The organism is Streptomyces hebeiensis, from assembly GCF_052983195.1.
On record NZ_CM129812.1, the window covers coordinates 1882710 to 1899949 of the forward strand.

Genomic DNA, 17240 nt, shown 5'->3' on the forward strand with positions numbered 1-17240 from the left:
GCAGGCGCGTCCGCACCGTCCGACGGCCCCCGCCGGGAGGCGTCACGCGTCGTCCAGGCCCCGCTCGATCGCGTACCGCACCAGCTCCACCCGGTTGTGCAGTTGCAGCTTGCCCAGCGTGTTCTGCACGTGGTTCTGCACCGTGCGGTGCGAGATGACCAGACGCTCGGCGATCTGCTTGTACGACAGCCCCTTGGCGACCAGCCGCAGCACCTCGGTCTCGCGATCGGTCAGCCGGGGCGCGGAGGGCTCGTCCGGGGCGGTCGGGGCGGGTTCCGAGGCCAGCCGACGGTACTCGCCGAGGACCAGGCCCGCGAGGCCGGGGGTGAAGACCGCGTCGCCGACGGCCGTCCGGCGCACCGCGTCGATCAGTTCCACCGTGCTGGCCGACTTGACGAGATAGCCGGTGGCGCCCGACTTCACCGCTTCCAGGACGTCCGCGTGCTCGCCGCTCGCGGAGAGCACGAGCACGCGCAGCCCGGGCAGCGTGCCGACCAGTTCCTTGCAGACCTCGACACCGGGCATCCCGGGGAGGTTGAGGTCCAGGACGAGCACCTGCGGGCCGGTGGCCTTCGCCCGCCGCACCGCCTGCGGGCCGTCCCCGGCGGTCGCGACCACCTCGCAGCCCGCGGCGTCCAGGTCGCGTGCGACGGCGTCCCGCCACATGGGGTGGTCGTCGACCACCATGACCCTGATCGCCGGTCCGGTGGCCCCCTCCGGCGCCTCCGTGCTCGTCGTGCCCGGCTGGTTCATCGTTCCGCCTTCCCCCGTTCCTTCGGGACCTTCAACTCGACTTCCGTCCCCTGCCCCGGCACCGAGATCAGCTCGGCGGTCCCGCCGAGGTCCCGCAGCCGGCCGCGGATCGAGAGGGCGACGCCCATCCGCCCCTCCCCCTCCGCCTGGGCGAGCCGGCCCTCCGGGATGCCGGGGCCGTCGTCCCTGACGGTCACGATCACCTCGTCCGGCCAGTCCTCGACCAGGATCCAGGCGCGGGCGTCGGTACCCGCGTGTCTGTCCACATTGTCCAGGGCGGCACCGACAGCGGCCGCCAGTTCCCCGGCCGCCGACGGTTCCAGCAGGACCGGGGTGCCGGGTTCGGCGTAGCTGACCCGGGCGCCGGCGTACGGCGAGAGCAGCGTGCGCAGGTCGCACGGGCCCGGCCCGGCCGTGTCTCCGGGCCCGGCGCCGCCCCCCGGCTCGGCGGCGGGTGTGCCGCGGTCGGCCGCGGTCCGCGCCGCGGGGACCGGCCCGCCCGAGACCAGGGTCCGCAGCGCGACCTCCTGCTCCCCCGCCATCCGGCCCAGCTCGGCGGCCTCGCCGCCCAGCGCTGTGCCCCGCCGCTGCACCATCGCCAGCACCTGGAGCACGCTGTCGTGGATGTCGCGCGCCAGCCGCTCCCGTTCCCGGGTCGCCGCCTCGATCTCCAGGGCGCGCGCCAGGGTGCGCTCGGAGGCGCGGGCGACCTCGACCACGTATCCGATGGCGATCGAGGCGACCCACACCAGGAGGACGTTGTGGAGGGTGTCCCAGCTGGGGTGGGCCCGCTCGACGAGGTTGGCGGCGGCGACGAACGACGACGCGACGGCGGCCCAGCGCCAGCCGCCCTTGAGGGCGAAGGCGAGCACCGAGCCGGCGGTCCATATCGACGGCAGGGTGGGCCCGTCGATCTCCTGGGCGTGCGCGTCGGCCAGCGGCGTGAGCAGGATGCCGGTGAGGGCGACGACCAGGTCGGCGACGAGGAACCGCTTGGTGCAGCTGACCGCGTTCGCCACCCGGGGGAGGGTGGCGAGGGTCCAGACGGCCAGGAAGGAGAGGAAGCAGGCCGCGACCCACGGGCGCTCGAACTTCTCGCGCTCGAAGACGAAGAGCAGCACCGCGTAGACCATGGTCAGCGGACGGTAGGCGCGCAGCGCCTGCCACAGTGGCTGCTCGACCGACATGGATCCCCCCCGTTTTTCGAGGCGCGGTCCGCCTCCGGGGGGCGCGGCCACCCGGGACGTCCGGCCCGGGCCCTACTTCTCCGCGGGCCCCGTCGGTCCCGTGGTCCCCGACGCCTTCTGCTCCTCCGCGAGTTGGCGTTTGGCCGCGGTCGCGTAGACGTCGACGTACTCCTGACCGGACAGTTTCATGATCTCGTACATGACCTCGTCGGTCAGCGAGCGGAGGATGAACCGGTCCCCCTCCATGCCCTGGTAGCGGCTGAAGTCCAGCGGCTTGCCGATCCTGATGCCCGGTCGCATCAGCTTGGGCACCACCTTGCCGGGGGGCTGGATCTTCTCCGTGTCGATCATGGCTACCGGGATGACGGGCGCCCCGGTGGCGAGGCAGACGCGGGCCAGGCCGCCCGGCTTGCCGCGGTAGAGGCGGCCGTCGGGCGAGCGCGTGCCCTCCGGGTAGATGCCGAAGAGCTCGCCCCGCTCCAGGACCTTTATCCCGCTCTGGATGGCCGCCTCGCCCGCGCCGCGCGCGCCCGAACGGTCCACCGGAAGCTGGCCCACACCCTTGAAGAAGGCCGCGGTGAGCCTGCCCTTCACGCCGGGCGAGGTGAAGTACTCGGCCTTGGCGATGAAGGTGACCTTGCGGTCGAGTACGGCCGGGAGGAAGAACGAGTCCGAGAAGGAGAGGTGGTTGCTCGCGAGGATCGCCGGCCCCTCGGCGGGAACGTTCTCGATGCCCTCCACCCAGGGCCTGAAGGCAAGCTTCAGCGGCCCTCCGATCGAGAACTTCATTGCGCCGTAGATCAACTCGGGTGCCTCCTGTGTGCTGTCGAACAGACCTTAACCCGTGGGCGGCCCGGCCTCTCCTTCCTGTACGCCCTGCGGACCTGGTCGGTGTCGGTCCGGTCGCGTACGGTGAAGTAGTCCTCGGGGCAGTCGCGTCCGCGCTCGGCGGGCTTCCGTGCTCCGCGCGTCCCGCGCCCTGCCCCTCGGACCCGCACGTCCCCGGACCCCACGACTTCCGCGAACCTCCTACGCGTGCCCCTGCTCATCCCCTACCCACGAACAGGAGACCCTGGTGCCGGTCCTTCCTGGAGCCGAGCCGTACCGCCACGAGGGCGGAGAGACCGGCGTGCTTCTCTGTCACGGATTCACCGGTTCCCCGCAGTCGCTGCGCCCTTGGGCGGAGTATCTGGCCGCGCGCGGGCTGACGGTGTCCCTGCCGCTGCTCCCCGGGCACGGCACCCACTGGCACGACATGCAGGCCACCGGCTGGCAGGACTGGTACGCGGAGGTGGACCGGGAGCTGCGGGAGCTGCGGGAGCGGTGCCGTCAGGTCTTCGTCTTCGGGCTGTCGATGGGCGGGGCGCTGACGCTGCGGCTGGCGGCGAAGCACGGGCCGGCCATCAGCGGCGTCGTGGTGGTCAACCCGGCGGTGAAGCTGCACGGCGTGGCGGCGCGGGCGCTGCCGGTGGTCCGGCATCTGGTGCCGTCGTCGAAGGGGGTGGCGAGCGACATCGCCAAGGAGGGCGCGGTGGAGCTGGGGTACGACCGGGTGCCGCTGCACGCCGCGTACTCGCTGCGGAATTTCCTCCGGCTGGTGGACACGGCGCTGCCCCAGGTCACCCAGCCGTTGTTGCTCCTGCGCAGCCCGCGGGACCATGTGGTGCCGCCGGCCGACTCGGCCCGGGTGCTGGCCCGGATCTCCTCGCTCGACGTCCATGAGGTACTGCTGGAACAGAGCTACCACGTGGCGACGTTGGACCATGACGCGGAGCGGATCTTCGAGGAGAGCTACGCGTTCGTCGGCCGGCTCGCTCCGGGAGTCGCGAAGAAGGGGAGCACCAGCGGTGGCTGAGCATGACGCGGACCGCGAGCCGCAGCCGATCGACGAGGACGCGGCCTGGGCGGCGATCGTCGCCGGGTACGGGGAGGAGCCCCCGGACCCGCCGGGCGCCAAGCCGTTCAAGTCGGTGGAGGACCTCGCGCTGCTGGAGGGCGAGCGGAACGGTACGCCCCCGGACGCGGGCCCGGCCGCGGGCTCCGGTGCGCCGGGGAACGGCGAGAGGGGGAAGGGCCTCGACAAGGACTCCGGCGACGCCGACGGCGGATCCGCCGGGTCCGCCGACTCCTCGGGGGCGTCCGGCCCTTCGGACACCCCGAAGCCGGCCCTCGGCAGCTCGATCGTCTTCGCACCCGGTGTGGGCGGCGCGGGCCCGCGCGACTACACGCCGGCGGAGCCGCGCGACGACGACCTCGACGAAACGGACGAGGGGCACTTCGTCCCGCCGGAGCCGCCGCCGCTGCCCGAGGCGGACGTGACGGCGAAGTTCGCCTGGCTGGCGGTGGTCGGTGGCCCCGTGCTGATGCTGATCGCCGTGATCGTCGGCTGGGAGATGACCTGGTGGCTGACGACGATCTGTGTCGGCGGCTTCATCGGCGGCTTCGGGACGCTGGTGGCGCGGATGCAGCAGGACGACGACGAGACCGACGACCCGGGGCGGGGCGCGGTGGTCTGACGGGGCCGCCGGGCCGCGCCTGACGGCCGGGCGGCTCCGCCACCCGCGCGTACGGGCGGCCGGGGAGGTCGCCAGGCGCGGCCGGCAGTCCCGCCCCGCGCGTACGGACGGCGGACCGGACCGGCGGGCCGCGGGCGCACGCGCCCGTACAGGACCGCCGCACGGAGCGCTCCCGTACGGTTCCGCGGGCGCCCGGCCGTACCCGCCGCGTACGGTCCCCGCGCGGCCCGGCAAACCGTCCCGGCCGGCGCCGCGCCGTGGGCTCTCCGTGGCGGTCAGCTCACCGGTACGCGGAGCGCCGCCAGGACCGGGAGGTGGTCCGTCGCCGTCCTCAGGTCCTGGCCGAACAGCCCCCGCAGGCCGGTCGGCACGCCGCAGCCCAGGACCTCGATGCCCGGCGTGGCGAAAATCGCGTCGATGCGCTGGTGCGGCGCGGCCGCGGTCGATGTGAACTCCCCGCCCCACGGCGCCGTCGCCCAGCAGTCCTGGAGCTTCCCCGCGAGCAGCCGGAAGGCGCGTCCGCCCGGCCGCTCGTTGATGTCGCCCCCGGCGACCGCGTACGGGACGTCCAGGGCCGCCAGCCGTTCGAGCAACAGGCCCGCCTGGGCGTACCGTTCCGCGGCGGCAAGACTGAGGTGGCAGCTCAGCAGCCCGACGCGGGCCCGGCCGATCCGCACCACCGCGGTCGCGAAGCCACGCTGGTGCAGGCCGGGCGTGCGCGGCAACAGGACGTCCTCGGTCCGCTCCACCGTGGCGCGCAACGAGCACAGCAGCAGCGGCCCGGCTGCAGGCGCGCCGCCGCCGAGCACGACGAGGCCGGTGCGTGCGGCCAGCCGGGCCGCGTGCTTGCGCCAGCGGAAGAACCTCGGCGCCTCCTGGACGAGGACGAGGTCCGGCGCGCAGGCGAGAATCACCCGGGCCAGCGCGTCGCGGTCGTCGCGCATCGAGCGGATGTTGTAGCTGAGGACCCGGACCACGGCCGAACCGTCCGGATCTGTACGGGACTCGGGCAGCGGGAACGTTGCCATGATCACACCATACGAGGGGCCGGGCGGACCGGCCTCCCCGGCAGCCCCCGGTACCGGCCCCGACGCCGCGCCCGGTACCGGAGAGCCCGGGAAAGCCGCCACGCCCGCCGCTCCCCCACCGGGGGCGACGGGCGTGGTCGTCCGATCGACGGATCACCTCGGGTCAGCCGTCGGCCGCCCGGCTGCCCCGCCGGGCGGCTCCGCGGCGGACGCCGCCGTTCAGCCCTGTCTCGCCAGGTCGGCCGCGCCCACCAGCCCGGCCTTGCCACCCAGTTGCGCCGCCAGGACCTGCGCGTGCGGGCGCCACTCACCGCCGATCAGCCAGCGGCGGAAGGACTTGCGGATGGGGCCGAGGACCAGTTCGCCCTCGTCCGAGACACCGCCGCCGACGATGAAGGCCGACGGGTCGAACAGCGAGGCCAGGTCCGCCAGGCCGGCCCCCGCCCAGCGGGCCAGTTCACGGAAGGAGTCGACGGCCACCGGGTCACCGGCGCGCGCCGCCTGGCTGATGTGCTTGCCCTCGATGCCTTCCGGCGTGCCGGTGCCGAGGCCGAGCAGGATCTCCGCGCTCTCCGGCGTCGCGTTGGCGCGCTGGCGCGCGTACCGGACGAGGGCACGGCCGGACGCGTACTGCTCCCAGCAGCCCTGGCTGCCGCAGCCGCACAGCAGGCCGTCCGGGACCACCCGGATGTGCCCGAACTCCGCCGCCACGCCGAAGCGTCCGCGCCGCAGCTTGTTGCCGATGATGATGCCGCCGCCCAGGCCGGTGCCGAGCGTGATGCAGATGACGTCCTCGTGGCCCTTGCCCGCGCCGAACTTGTACTCGCCCCAGGCCGCCGCGTTGGCGTCGTTCTCCACGACCACGGGCAGGCCGACCCGCTGTTCGACCTTGTCCTTGAGCGGCTCGTGACGCCAGTTGACGTTCGGGGCGAACAGGACGGTCGCGCGCTTGTCGTCGACGTAGCCGGCCGCGCCGATGCCGACCGCGTCGATCTCGTGCCCCTCGCCGGCACCCGAGACGGCCGTGCAGATCGCGTCGACGATGCCCTCCGCGGTCTGCGGGGTGGGCACCTTGTGCGTCTCCAGGATGGTGCCCTCTTCGTCGACCACTCCGGCCGCGATCTTCGTACCGCCGATGTCGACGCCGATGGTGAGTCCCATGAATCCCTCAGTTCCGGTCGAGCCCCGCTACCGCCACCGTACCCGAGGGGGGAAACCCGACCGGTCAGTCCAGGTCGATACGGCCGTCCGGACCTGGGCCTTCGTCCCTGGGGTCGGTGGGGTCGCCCGCCTTCTTCGAGTCCTGGGGGCCGGGCGGGCCGTGTGTGCCGCGCGCGTCGCGCGGGCCGTCCGACGCGTCCGTGCCACCGGCCGGCCCCGGGGGCTCGGTGGGCTTCATGGACCGAGTGTGCTCGGTGGGCTCCGTGGGGCCTTCGGTTCCCGAGGGACCCGTGCTCCCCGAGGACCGGGTCCAGCGGGTCTCCTGCGTCTCCACCACGGACCGGTAGGCCGCGAGGAGTTCGTTGCCCGCCGCCGCGAGGTGGTCGAGGACGTCGGGGTTGCGCTCGATGACCGGTTCGACGGCCGCCTTGGCCTGGTCGACGAACTGCCGCACGGCCCCCTGCGCCGCCACCCCGAACAGCGGGCCGGGCAGCGCCGCGACCTTGTCGGCGACCGCGTCCACCAGCTTGCGCAGCTCCTCGGCGGCCGACCCCGGCGGCCGGCCGTAGACGGCGCGGCGGCGGGCCCGCTCGGCCTCCAGGTCCTCGGCGCAGGCCGTGGCCCACGCGTCCGCGTCGCCGGCGGGGCGCCCGCCTGCGTCCGTATCGCTCATGGAGTACTCCCGCGTCGAAAGGGACAGGGCCGGTGCCGATCCCGAGCCGGCGTCCGGGTGTTCGGGCGCGAGGACGCGGGTTCGGCAGGTCTCGTCCCTTCCGACGGTACCCGAACGGCGGCGTTCAGTGCGGGCGCGGCCACAGAGCGGGGTCGGGCGCGAACCTGACCCGCAGCTCTCCGTCGGTGAGGGCCGCGCCGGTGACCGTGCAGCGGCGCAGGGCGGAGGTCAGCGGAACGACGCGCCGGAACCGGCCCACGGTCAGCAGGAGTTCGTCGTCCCGCCGCACCAGCGACAGCTCGCTCTTGACCGCGCCGGGCAACGGCAGGCACCAGAGAAGGAGGTTGTCCTCGGCGAGCCTGTCCTCCGTCCGCCACGGCGGATCGGCGAGGCCCGGTGTCACGGCCGGGGCGGGCTCGGTGCCGGCCCCGGGCACGACCCCGGGCCCGTCCCCGGCGCTCCCGCCCAGGTCGCGGTCCAGCCGCACCAGGTCGTCCCGGCCCTCCGGGTCCCGGCCGAGGTGTCCGGCCTCGCGGACCGCCGTCCCGGGCCCCCACTCCTCGTACCACTCCTCCAGGCACTTGCGTTGCTGGGCGGCCAGCGTCGCGAGCCAGGGGCCGGTGGCGTCCGGCGGCAGCGTGCGGTTCGCGACGAGCGTGTCCACGCGCAGGCCGTACAGCGCGAGTCCGGTACGGGCCGTGCGCAGCGCACGCGCCGCGGCCGGCCCCGGCTCCGCGACCAGCCGTACGGTCGTCGCCCGGTCCTCGATCAGCGCCTGCACGGCGGCCAGCTCGGCGTCCCGGCGCGCGGCCGTCTCGTACAGCCACTGCGCGGGCATCGGGACCCCGGCGAGCTGGGCCATCATCGGGCGCAGGGCGCGGGCCGCCTGCCTCTCGCGCGGCAGCAGCCGACGCAGATAGCGGCGCAGTTGCTCGGGCAGGGCGAGGAGGGGCAGGGCGTCGTCCAGCGGCGGCAGGTCGACGACGAGGGCGTCCCAGCCGCCGCCTATGGCCCGGTACAGCGCCTGGAGCAGGGCCGACCGGTCGCTGCCCGGCAGTTCGGTCAGCTCCTCGTCGGTGAGCTTGCGGGCACCGAGCAGGTCGAGCAGGGTGGCCGCGCGCTCCTGGAGGGCGAGGAGTTCGGAACGGAAGTGCTCGCCTGAGTCGGTCCGCGCGGCCCACAGGCCGGGGGCCACCTCGGTGGGTCCGTGGCCGGCCCCGGACGCCGTGCCCGGGGCGGTCCCCCCGGCCGGGACCGGCCCCGCCTCGGCGCCCAGGGTGCCGGGCTCGGTGCCGAGGAGTTCGCCCAGCGGGTCGGCGGAGAGCAGCAGCGTGCGCCCGCCGGCCCGGGCGAAGGCCAGGGCGGTCGCCGCCGCCACGGTGGTACGGCCCGCGCCGCCGGTGCCGGTGACCAGGACCGTACGCATGGGGCTCAGGCTCCCGGGGCGGATTCGACGCGCTTCTTCAGACCGGCCAGGGCGCGGTCGATGATGACCTTCTCGGCCTTGCGCTTGATCATGCCGAGCATCGGGATCTTGACGTCGACGGTGAGCCGGTAGGTGACCTCGGTGCGCGTGCCGCCGTCGACCGGCGCGAGGAAGTACGAGCCGTCCAGCGCGCGCAGCATCTGGGACTTCACCAGGGTCCAGCTGACCTCGTCCGGCCCCTTCCAGGTGTAGGCGAGGGTGTGGTCGTCCTTGATCGCCCCGGCGTCCAGCACCAGCCGGACCTGCTCGGCGCGGCCCTCGGCGTCGGTGACGAGCACCTCGGCCTCCTTCACCTCACCGGTCCACTCCGGATAGCGGGCGAAGTCTGCGATCACGCCCATGACGTCGGCCGGTGCCGCCTCGATCGTGATGCTCGAACTGGTGTGTTCCGCCATCGCCGTGCTCCTCGGATGCTGGGTACGCGGGGTGAAGGCTATCGCGAGTGCGCGGGCGCCCCTTTCAGGGTTACCTCTCGACGCCCGTCCAGGCCGCCGGACAGGGGATTTCCGGTCACCGCACCGCACCGCCCCGGCCGGGAGCGGCGCGAGCCGTCACGTGCGCGGCAGCCACGGGCACGGCGTCACCGGCACGGCGCCACCGTCGGGTCGCGTCGCCGGGTCGTCACGGCGCCGTCACCCTCATCACGCCGTCACCACTGAAGCGTCCAGGGCCGCCCGGTCGAGGCGAAGTGGCCGACGTTCACGCATTCGGTGCGGCCGACGCGCATCCGCCGCGCCAGCGGCTGGTGGACGTGACCGAAGAGCGCGTACCGCGGCTTCGTCCGCCGGATGGCCGCCAGCAGTGCGCCGCTGCCGCGCTCGAAACGGCGCGCCACGGTGTCGTACGTCAGTTCCGGCAGGTCGGGCGGGATGTGCGAGCACAACACGTCGACCTCGCCGAGCGCCTCGACCTTGGCCGCGTACTCCTCGTCGGATATCTCGTACGGCGTGCGCATGGGCGTACGGAGCCCGCCGCCGACGAATCCGAAGACGCGGCCGCCCAGCTCTACGCGCTCGCCGTCGAGCACGGTCGTACCCGGCCGCGCGTACTCCGGCCAGAACGCCGGTATGTCGACATTGCCGTAGGTGGCGTACGTGGGGGTGGGGAAGGCGGCGAACAGCTCTTCGTACTGGCGGCGCACCGCCTGCTGGATCGCGGCCATCGGCTCGACCCCGAGGTCCGCCCACAGTCGTGCGGCGAAGTCGCGGGCCTCGCCGAAGCGGCGGGCGGTGCGCAGCTCGACGATCCGGTCGGCGTTCTCGGTGCCGAAGAGGTCGGGGAAGATGCCGCGCGAGTGGTCCGCGTAGTCGAGGAAGAGGACGAGGTCACCGAGGCAGACGAGCGCGTCCGCGCCGTCCGCCGCCGCCGCGAGGTCGCGCGCGTTGCCGTGTACGTCACTGACCACGTTGATCCGCATACCGCGGTCACCACCGTCCCTCATGTCACCACTGCCTCGTACGTCATCGCCGCCTTGTACGGCGATCACCCTAGAACGCGGGTCCTCCGGCCGGTAGGGCGGCCGGACCTGCGATTCCTTCCGCACGGTCCGGCAGGTGGACTACGCTTCGCGCAGCGATGTCCTCGCATGTATGGCCACGGTGTGACCGTCGTGTGGCCATACGTGTGACCCGGAGAACATCTGACAGGTCCCCCTATCGGATGCTGGTACCGATGGGTAACGTCCGGGCAGTCCCGGCGTGCTCAGGTCATCGAGCACCCGACCGATCGATGGACCAGCCGTCGTGTACACAGAAGCGGTGACGCCGGCGCCCGGTGAGGAGCAGCAGTCTTGCGCGAGTTCAGCCTTCCGGCCCTGTACGAGGTCCCCTCGGACGGCAATCTGACGGATCTCGTCCGCCGCAACGCGACACAGCACCCCGATGTGGCGGTGCTGGGCCGCAAGGTCGGCGGTGTCTGGACGGATGTGACGGCGGCGCAGTTCCTCGCCGAGGTACGGACCGTGGCCAAGGGGCTGATCGCGGCGGGCGTCCGGCCGGGCGACCGGGTCGCGCTGATGTCCCGGACTCGCTTCGAATGGGTGCAGCTCGACTTCGCGATCTGGACCGCGGGCGGGGTGACCGTCCCGGTGTACGAGACGAGTTCCGCCGAGCAGTTGCAGTGGATCCTCGGGGACTCGGGCGCGGTCGCGGCGATCGTCGAGAACGACGGGCACGTGGCGACGCTGGAGTCGGTCCGGGCCGCGCTGCCGGACCTGCGGAAGGTCTGGCGGATCGAGCCGGGCGACGCGTCCGGCCCAGACGGTCCGGACGGCTCGGACGGTTCGGACGGCCCCGGCGCCATCGCCGAACTGACCGCCCTCGGCGCGGACATCACGGACGCGGAGGTCGACGAGCGGGCCGCGACGGCGAAGGCCGACGACCCGGCCACCATCGTCTACACCTCGGGGACCACCGGGCGGCCCAAGGGGTGCGTACTGACGCACCGCAGCTTCTTCGCCGAGTGCGGCAACGCGGTGGAACGGCTCAAACCCCTCTTCCGCACCGGCGAGTGCTCGGTCCTGCTGTTCCTGCCGACCGCGCACGTCTTCGGGCGGCTGGTGGAGGTCGCGGCCGTGATGGCGCCGATCAAGCTGGGCTGCGTGCCGGACATCAAGAACCTCACCGAGGACCTGGCCTCCTTCCGGCCCACGATGATCCTCGGTGTGCCGCGCGTCTTCGAGAAGGTCTACAACGCGGCGCGCGCGACGGCGCAGGCGGCGGGCAAGGGCAAGATCTTCGACCGGGCGACGCGGACGTCCGTCGCGTACAGCAGGGCGCTGTCCACGCCCCGGGGCCCGTCCCTCGGCCTGAAGGTCCGGCACAAGGTCTTCGACGTCCTCGTCTACCGCAAGCTGCGCGCGGTGCTCGGCGGCAACGGCGAGTACGCCATCTCCGGCGGCGCCCCCCTCGGCGAGCGCCTGGGCCATTTCTTCCGGGGCATCGGCTTCACGGTGCTGGAGGGGTACGGCCTCACCGAATCCTGCGCGGCCACCGCCTTCAACCCGTGGGACCGCCAGAAGATCGGCACGGTCGGCCAGCCGCTGCCGGGCTCCGTCGTGCGGATCGCCGACGACGGCGAGGTGCTGCTGCACGGCGAGCACCTGTTCGCGGGGTACTGGAACAACGACGAGGCGACGGCCGAGGCCCTGTCCGAAGGCTGGTTCCACACCGGCGACATAGGGACGCTGGACGAGGACGGCTACCTCACGATCACCGGCCGGAAGAAGGAGATCCTGGTGACGGCCGGGGGCAAGAACGTCGCACCGGCGGTGATCGAGGACCGCATCCGCGGCCATGCCCTGGTCGCGGAGTGCATGGTGGTCGGCGACGGCCGCCCGTTCGTGGGCGCCCTGGTCACGCTCGACGAGGAGTTCCTCGCCCGCTGGGCGAAGGACCACGGCAAGCCGGCCGACGCGACCCCGGCGGCCCTGCGCCTGGACCCTGAGCTGCTGGCCGAGATCCAGCGGGCGGTGGACGAGGGGAACGCGGCGGTCTCGAAGGCGGAGTCGGTACGGAAGTTCCGTGTGCTGACGGGGCAGTTCACGGAGGAGGCGGGGCACCTCACGCCGTCGATGAAGCTGAAGCGGAACGTGGTGGCGAAGGACTTCGCGGAGGAGATCGAGGCGATCTACCAGCCCTAAGGGCTGTCCCGTAATCCCCGGCGGGCGCACGACGACAGCTACGGCACCTCGCCGCGTTGTCGGAACGCCCGAATACATCCAGTATGCGGGCGCCCCTCCGCCTTGCGATGCACCGCATCTGACGCCGCGCGCTGATCCCCCGGGGATTGCGGGACAGCCCTTAGGTGTATTGCCGGACGACTCCGACAACGCAGCGAGCGGGCGTGCCAGGCGTCGCCGGCCAGGCGGGACTTTCGAAACACGCCCTGGCCGGGCCCGCGCGGAGGCGGGGCCCGCCGGACCCGCGGTCCCGGACCGCCGCGGGCCCGCCTCCTCGCGCCGGGCACTCCTCACGTGGACGTCTCCTCACGCGGGACGGCGCTCGTCCCACTCCGGCCAGTCCTCGGTGGCCTCGGTGATGAGGCCGTCGAGCCGGTCCCGGGCGCCCTTCAGGTCGTCGATCTGCCGGTCGATACGGTCCCGCTCGGTCACCAGCCGGTCGAGCATCGGCGGCGATGTCCGCCCGGCGGAGAGGCACGGCAGCAGGTACAGGATCGTGCCGCTCGACAGCCCCGCGCCGTACAGCTGCTGAATCATCCGGACGCGCTCCACCGCCTGTTCCGGATAGTGCCGCTGCCCGCCCGGGCTGCGGTCCGAGGGAAGCAGCCGCTGCTCCTCGTAGTACCGCAGCGCCCGTACGCTCACGCCGGTCCTCTTGGCGAGCTCACCGATCCGCACAGCACCCCCGGGTGATCCGGGCCGCACGGGCCCTTCCGAACTTTCCCCTGACGTCAACGTCAGGTTTCAGCGTAGTCGACGCACGCCCCGGCCGGGACACCGCCGTGGCGCCGCCTGCCGGTCCCGCGCTACAGCAGTTCGCGCAGCCGGGCCGCCAGCAGGTCCCAGCGCCACTTCTCCTCCACCCACGCCCGGCCCCGCTCCCCCATCGTCCGCCGCAGCTCGGGATCCTGGAGCAGGGGGACGAGCCGGTCCGCCGTCTCCCGCACCGCCGCCCCGCGCGGAGCGCCCCGTACCACCCAGCCCGTCTCGCCCGGGAGCACCGCGTCCGGCGCGCCGCCGGAGTCGCCCGCCACCACCGGGAGGCCCGTGGCCGAGGCTTCGAGGTAGACGATCCCGAGGCCCTCCACGTCGAGACCGCCCCGGCGGGTGCGGCAGGGCATGGCGAAGACGTCGCCCGCGCCGTAGTGCGCGGGGAGTTCGGACCAGGGCACGGCGCCGGTGAAGCGGACGGCGTCCGCGACACCCGTCTCGCGGGCCAGCCGGCGCAGGTCCTTCTCGTACGGTCCGCCGCCGACGATCAGCAGCACCGCGTCCGGCACGTGCGCCAGGATCGCGGGCAGCGCCAGGATCAGCGTGTCCTGGCCCTTGCGCGGGACCAGCCGGGAGACGCAGACGACGACCGGGCGTCCCGTCAGGCCCAGGCGCTCCCGGATCTCCGTGCCCCCCGAACCCGGGTGGAAGGTCTTCTCGTCGACGCCCGGCGGCAGTTGCACCATGCGCGCGGCGGCCTCGGGCGTCAGCGCGGGCGCGATGCGCGAGCGGGTGTACTCACCCAGATAGGTGATCGTGTCGGTCCCCTCACCGATGCGCCGCAGCAGTTGCCGGGAGCCGGGCAGCTGGGCCCAGCCGGCCTCGTGGCCATGGGTGGTGGCGACCAGGCGCCGCGCGCCCGCCGCCCGCAGCGCGGGCCCCATCAGGCCGAGCGGCGCCGCCGCGCCGAACCAGACCGACTCGCAGCCGTGCTCCCGCAGCAGTCGGCTCGCCCGCCGGGTGACGCGCGGGGTCGGCAGCAGCATCGTCGTGGGGTCGCGCACGACGGTGAAGGGCTGCTCGGCGTCGAACGCGGCGGTCGCCTCGGCGCCCTCCCGGCCACGCTTCCAGGTGGACGCGTACACGACGAGCCGCTCGGGCTCCAGCCGCAGCGCGATGTTGTGCAGGAACGCCTGGATGCCCCCGGGCCTGGGCGGAAAGTCATTGGTCACGATCAATGTCTTGCGCATCGCCGCCGACAGTAGCCGAACCCGGCCGGAGCAGCCCGGCGGCCCCGCCTCGTGGCTCTCGCACGGGCACACCCGGCATCATGACCCCCGCGATCACGCACGGACAAAAAAGAATGAAAACGACGAACGGGTATGGGCGAGCGCCCGAGGGCGCGGATCGGACGAGGTGGTCATGGCGCGGGCGCACGGCACCGTATTCGCGGTCGCGGCTTGGGGCCTCACGAGGGCGGTGCTGCTGCTCTGCGTGTTCCGGGTCGTCGTCCCGCCGGGCCCCGACGTCACCGCCGACGTGTCGGTGATCTACCACGGCTGGTACGAGGTGCTGAGGTCCGGCAGCTATCCGCTGACCGATGTGACCTGGCAGTACCCGCCCGCGGCCGCGCTCGCGATCGCGTCCCCGGCCGTGCTGCCCTTCCTCGGGTACGCCACCGCGTTCTTCGTGCTGGTGTTCCTGTGCGACGCGGTCGTCCTCACGCTGCTGCTCCACGCGGCCCGGGACCGGAGCGAGGGCCAGGACCAGGACCCGAGCCCGGACCAGGGCCGGAGCCCCGACCCGGGCGGCGGCCGGTCGGTGCGCGGGGCGTGGGCCTGGGTGGCCGGAGTGCCGCTGCTCGGACCGACCGCGTACGCGCGCTACGACCTGATGGTGACGGCGGTGGCCGTCGCCGCGCTGCTCCACGCGGGCAGGCCCCGCCTGATGGGCGCGCTCGCCGCGTTCGGCGCGCTGCTGAAGGTCTGGCCGGCGCTGCTGCTGGTGGGCACCGAGCGCGGTACGCCGACCCGCCGGGCGTGGGGCACGGCGGCCGTCACGGCCGCGGGGATCGTCGTGCTCTGTCTGCTGGCGCTGCCGGGGTCGCTGGCCTTCCTCACCTTCCAGCGGGACCGCGGCACGGAGATCGAGTCGCTGGGCGCCCTGGTCTTCCAGGTGGCGCGGCACACCGGCTGGGACGGCGGGGTGCTGCTCAGCTACGGCTCGGTCGAGTTCGCCGGACCGTACGTCCCGCTGGTCAGCGGTGCCGCGCTGGGACTGACCGTGCTCGCGCTGTGCTGGCTGCTGCTGTGGCGGCTGCGGGCGCGCGCGTTCACCGCGCGCACCCCGGCCGAGGCGGCGTTCGCCGCGGTCCTGCTGTTCACGACGACAAGCCGGGTGATCAGCCCGCAGTACATGCTGTGGCTGGTCGGACTGGCCGCCGTCTGCCTGGTCGCGCGGACGAGCCGGATGGCGCTGCCGGCCTGGCTGGTGCTGGTCGCGACGGCGGTGACGCAGCTGGAGTTCCCGCTGTTCTTCGACCTGGTGGTGACCGGCGATCCGGCCGGTGTCGCGCTGCTGGCGGTACGGAACGGGCTGCTGGTCACCGCGACCGTGCTCGCCTGCCGCCGACTGTGGCGGGCCACGGTACCGGGCCGGGGCGCCGGGCCGGCGGCCCCGGTCAGCCCAGCCGACGGCGCGCAAACGCGCGCCAGCGCGCGGTGAGGTCGTCGGCACTCGTGGCCAGTACGTCGCGCGCGGCGCGCGCCACGGCGCCTTCGCGCCGTTCCTGGCCGCCGACCGCGCGGTAGAAGTCGGTGAGCCGCCGCTCGCCCCAGCGCTCCGCGATCAGCTCGCAGGCCAGCCAGGCGCCCTCGTACGCCCGGGCCAGCCGGTCGGCGTCACCGCCGAAGGCGAAGTCGGCGTCGGACGGCAGCCCGCCGGGCAGCTCGCCCCGGCGCACGGCGCGCTGGAGTTCCGGCGCGATCCGGCTCGCGGCCCGGCCCGTGCGCCGGTAGGCGACCCAGTCCGCGAAGCCCTCGGAGAGCCAGGTGGGCGTGGCGGCGGAGGTGGCGGTACGGGTGGCCACGTGCGTGGTCTCGTGGGTGAGGACGACCTGCCGGCCGAAGCCGGTGAGGGAGCCGTACGCCTCGGGGTTCACCACGATCCGGTCGGCGGGCGCGGCGGGGGCGGCGCCCGCTCGTCCGTTCTGGCCGGCCTGACCGGTGGTGACGGCGGCGATGCCCCGGTAGCCGTCGGCCGGCCCGCCCAGCAGAGCGGCCATGGCCGCCGCCGAGCCGGGCACGAGCAGCACCGTCCTCCGGGCCCAGGAGTCCGGCCAGGCGTCCGTCACGGCGGGTACGGCCCGGTCGGCCGCCGCCGCGAGAGCGCGCAGCGTGGCGTCCTCCTGCCCGACGCCCAGGACGAGGGCGCGGGCGCCGTGTACGGCCCGTACCGTGCCCTGCTGCCACAGCTGCGGCGCGCCGCCCCCGGCCGGCCGGTCGGCGGTGACGTACCACCGCCCGGCCCGCTCGCCGAGTTCCAGGAGGCGGGGCGTGGCGACCGGCGCGCTGTCGTGACCGGTGAGCCGGTAGCGCAGATCGGCGTGCACGGTGGCCCGCGCGCCGGAGCGTGCGACGTCCGTGATCCGGTACTCCCATGCGCCCATCGGCACCTCCGCGAGGTCGCGGAACGCCCGGCGCTCGGCGGTGCGCAGGTCCTGGGCGCCGGGTGCGAGGGCGTCGAGGTACGCCCGCTCGTCGCGGGCGAGGACGGCCGCCGCCCGCCGGGCCAGCGTCCGCCGGATCCCCGCCTCGGCGTCCCGCGACGGATCGGCGGCCCGGGGCGCGGCCGGGCGGCCGCAGCCGGACACGGCGGGCGCGATCAGCGCCGCGGCCAGCCCGGAGACGGCCGTACGCCGGCGCACTCCGCCGGACGTCCCCGCCGTCGTACGCTCCTGACCCGCCACGCGCCGATCGTACGGGGTCGACGGCGGACCGTTCGGTGCCGCGGTGCGACGCGGTCGGGCCGGGGCGGCCGCGACCGCC

Annotated in this window: 16 protein-coding genes; 4 read left to right on the plus strand and 12 right to left on the minus strand. The window is 74.0% G+C overall.

Going from position 1 to position 17240, the window contains the following annotated elements:
• Positions 1–42 precede the first annotated feature (42 nt).
• From ACU6P3_RS08095 to ACU6P3_RS08105, 3 genes are all read right to left on the minus strand, one after another.
• The gene (locus tag ACU6P3_RS08095; RefSeq protein ID WP_447196526.1) at positions 43–753 is read right to left on the minus strand and encodes a response regulator; all 711 of its coding nucleotides are present in this window, start codon (positions 751–753) and stop codon (positions 43–45) included.
• On the minus strand, positions 750–1940 hold the full coding sequence (gene macS / locus ACU6P3_RS08100; RefSeq protein WP_447196527.1) for a MacS family sensor histidine kinase: 1191 nt from the start codon (positions 1938–1940) through the stop codon (positions 750–752). The genes ACU6P3_RS08095 and macS overlap by 4 nt, the downstream gene beginning before the upstream one ends.
• Positions 1941–2012: 72 nt before the next feature.
• Positions 2013–2744 carry a lysophospholipid acyltransferase family protein gene (locus tag ACU6P3_RS08105; RefSeq protein WP_234314726.1) on the minus strand — a complete coding sequence of 244 codons (732 nt, stop codon included), beginning with the start codon at positions 2742–2744 and terminating at the stop codon, positions 2013–2015.
• Positions 2745–3015: 271 nt separating this feature from the next.
• Between ACU6P3_RS08105 and ACU6P3_RS08110 the strand changes: the two genes are divergently transcribed.
• Entirely contained in the window at positions 3016–3795 is a 780-nt protein-coding gene (locus tag ACU6P3_RS08110; RefSeq protein WP_447196528.1) for an alpha/beta hydrolase, read from the plus strand.
• The gene (locus ACU6P3_RS08115) at positions 3704–4456 is read left to right on the plus strand and encodes a hypothetical protein (protein WP_447196529.1); all 753 of its coding nucleotides are present in this window, start codon (positions 3704–3706) and stop codon (positions 4454–4456) included. Before ACU6P3_RS08110 ends, ACU6P3_RS08115 begins: the two co-directional genes overlap by 92 nt.
• 275 nt (positions 4457–4731) lie before the next feature.
• Here the strand turns inward: ACU6P3_RS08115 and ACU6P3_RS08120 are convergent, their stop codons facing one another.
• The 6 genes from ACU6P3_RS08120 to ACU6P3_RS08145 all read right to left on the minus strand — a co-directional run bounded on the left by ACU6P3_RS08120 (position 4732) and on the right by ACU6P3_RS08145 (position 10221).
• The gene (locus ACU6P3_RS08120; RefSeq protein ID WP_447196530.1) at positions 4732–5484 is read right to left on the minus strand and encodes an endonuclease/exonuclease/phosphatase family protein; all 753 of its coding nucleotides are present in this window, start codon (positions 5482–5484) and stop codon (positions 4732–4734) included.
• Positions 5485–5703: 219 nt separating this feature from the next.
• The gene (locus ACU6P3_RS08125; protein WP_447196531.1) at positions 5704–6645 is read right to left on the minus strand and encodes an ROK family glucokinase; all 942 of its coding nucleotides are present in this window, start codon (positions 6643–6645) and stop codon (positions 5704–5706) included.
• Between the two features lie 64 nt (positions 6646–6709).
• Positions 6710–7318 carry a DUF5304 domain-containing protein gene (locus ACU6P3_RS08130; RefSeq protein WP_447196532.1) on the minus strand — a complete coding sequence of 203 codons (609 nt, stop codon included), beginning with the start codon at positions 7316–7318 and terminating at the stop codon, positions 6710–6712.
• 124 nt (positions 7319–7442) lie between these two features.
• A complete protein-coding gene (locus ACU6P3_RS08135; RefSeq protein ID WP_447196533.1) occupies positions 7443–8744 on the minus strand; it encodes an ArsA family ATPase in 1302 nt (433 codons plus the stop codon).
• A gap of 5 nt (positions 8745–8749) precedes the next feature.
• Positions 8750–9199 (minus strand): SRPBCC family protein, encoded by a 450-nt coding sequence (locus ACU6P3_RS08140; protein ID WP_030745932.1) that lies wholly within the window; start codon positions 9197–9199, stop codon positions 8750–8752.
• A gap of 254 nt (positions 9200–9453) precedes the next feature.
• Positions 9454–10221 (minus strand): metallophosphoesterase family protein, encoded by a 768-nt coding sequence (locus ACU6P3_RS08145; RefSeq protein ID WP_447196534.1) that lies wholly within the window; start codon positions 10219–10221, stop codon positions 9454–9456.
• Between the two features lie 372 nt (positions 10222–10593).
• On the opposite strand from ACU6P3_RS08145, the gene ACU6P3_RS08150 reads away from it, so the two are divergent.
• Positions 10594–12444, plus strand: a complete 1851-nt coding sequence (locus tag ACU6P3_RS08150) for an AMP-dependent synthetase/ligase (protein ID WP_447196535.1) — start codon at positions 10594–10596, stop codon at positions 12442–12444.
• A gap of 345 nt (positions 12445–12789) precedes the next feature.
• Here the strand turns inward: ACU6P3_RS08150 and ACU6P3_RS08155 are convergent, their stop codons facing one another.
• Together ACU6P3_RS08155 and ACU6P3_RS08160 are read right to left on the minus strand one after the other, a co-directional pair.
• Entirely contained in the window at positions 12790–13161 is a 372-nt protein-coding gene (locus ACU6P3_RS08155) for a MerR family transcriptional regulator (RefSeq protein WP_447196536.1), read from the minus strand.
• A gap of 128 nt (positions 13162–13289) precedes the next feature.
• The gene (locus ACU6P3_RS08160; protein ID WP_447196537.1) at positions 13290–14444 is read right to left on the minus strand and encodes a glycosyltransferase family 4 protein; all 1155 of its coding nucleotides are present in this window, start codon (positions 14442–14444) and stop codon (positions 13290–13292) included.
• Positions 14445–14616: 172 nt separating this feature from the next.
• Between ACU6P3_RS08160 and ACU6P3_RS08165 the strand changes: the two genes are divergently transcribed.
• Positions 14617–15918, plus strand: coding sequence for a glycosyltransferase 87 family protein (locus ACU6P3_RS08165; RefSeq protein WP_447196538.1), 1302 nt, complete (start codon positions 14617–14619; stop codon positions 15916–15918).
• Here ACU6P3_RS08165 and ACU6P3_RS08170 read toward each other — a convergent pair.
• Positions 15875–17161: a hypothetical protein gene (locus ACU6P3_RS08170; protein WP_447196539.1), complete on the minus strand. Its 1287-nt coding sequence runs from the start codon at positions 17159–17161 to the stop codon at positions 15875–15877. The two genes, ACU6P3_RS08165 and ACU6P3_RS08170, sit on opposite strands and share 44 nt — an antisense overlap.
• Between the last annotated feature and the right edge of the window lie 79 nt (positions 17162–17240).

Excerpts from the sequence above, each read along its gene's own strand:
- ACU6P3_RS08140 (WP_030745932.1), bottom strand. The coding sequence starts at position 9,199 with ATGGCGGAACACACCAGTTCGAGCATCACGATCGAGGCGGCACCGGCC.
- ACU6P3_RS08145 (WP_447196534.1), bottom strand. The coding sequence starts at position 10,221 with ATGCGGATCAACGTGGTCAGTGACGTACACGGCAACGCGCGCGACCTC.
- ACU6P3_RS08165 (WP_447196538.1), top strand. The coding sequence starts at position 14,617 with ATGGCGCGGGCGCACGGCACCGTATTCGCGGTCGCGGCTTGGGGCCTC.
- ACU6P3_RS08095 (WP_447196526.1), bottom strand. The coding sequence starts at position 753 with ATGAACCAGCCGGGCACGACGAGCACGGAGGCGCCGGAGGGGGCCACC.
- ACU6P3_RS08115 (WP_447196529.1), top strand. The coding sequence starts at position 3,704 with ATGACGCGGAGCGGATCTTCGAGGAGAGCTACGCGTTCGTCGGCCGGC.
- ACU6P3_RS08125 (WP_447196531.1), bottom strand. The coding sequence starts at position 6,645 with ATGGGACTCACCATCGGCGTCGACATCGGCGGTACGAAGATCGCGGCC.
- ACU6P3_RS08160 (WP_447196537.1), bottom strand. The coding sequence starts at position 14,444 with ATGCGCAAGACATTGATCGTGACCAATGACTTTCCGCCCAGGCCCGGG.
- macS (WP_447196527.1), bottom strand. The coding sequence starts at position 1,940 with ATGTCGGTCGAGCAGCCACTGTGGCAGGCGCTGCGCGCCTACCGTCCG.
- ACU6P3_RS08130 (WP_447196532.1), bottom strand. The coding sequence starts at position 7,318 with ATGAGCGATACGGACGCAGGCGGGCGCCCCGCCGGCGACGCGGACGCG.
- ACU6P3_RS08135 (WP_447196533.1), bottom strand. The coding sequence starts at position 8,744 with ATGCGTACGGTCCTGGTCACCGGCACCGGCGGCGCGGGCCGTACCACC.
- ACU6P3_RS08120 (WP_447196530.1), bottom strand. The coding sequence starts at position 5,484 with ATGGCAACGTTCCCGCTGCCCGAGTCCCGTACAGATCCGGACGGTTCG.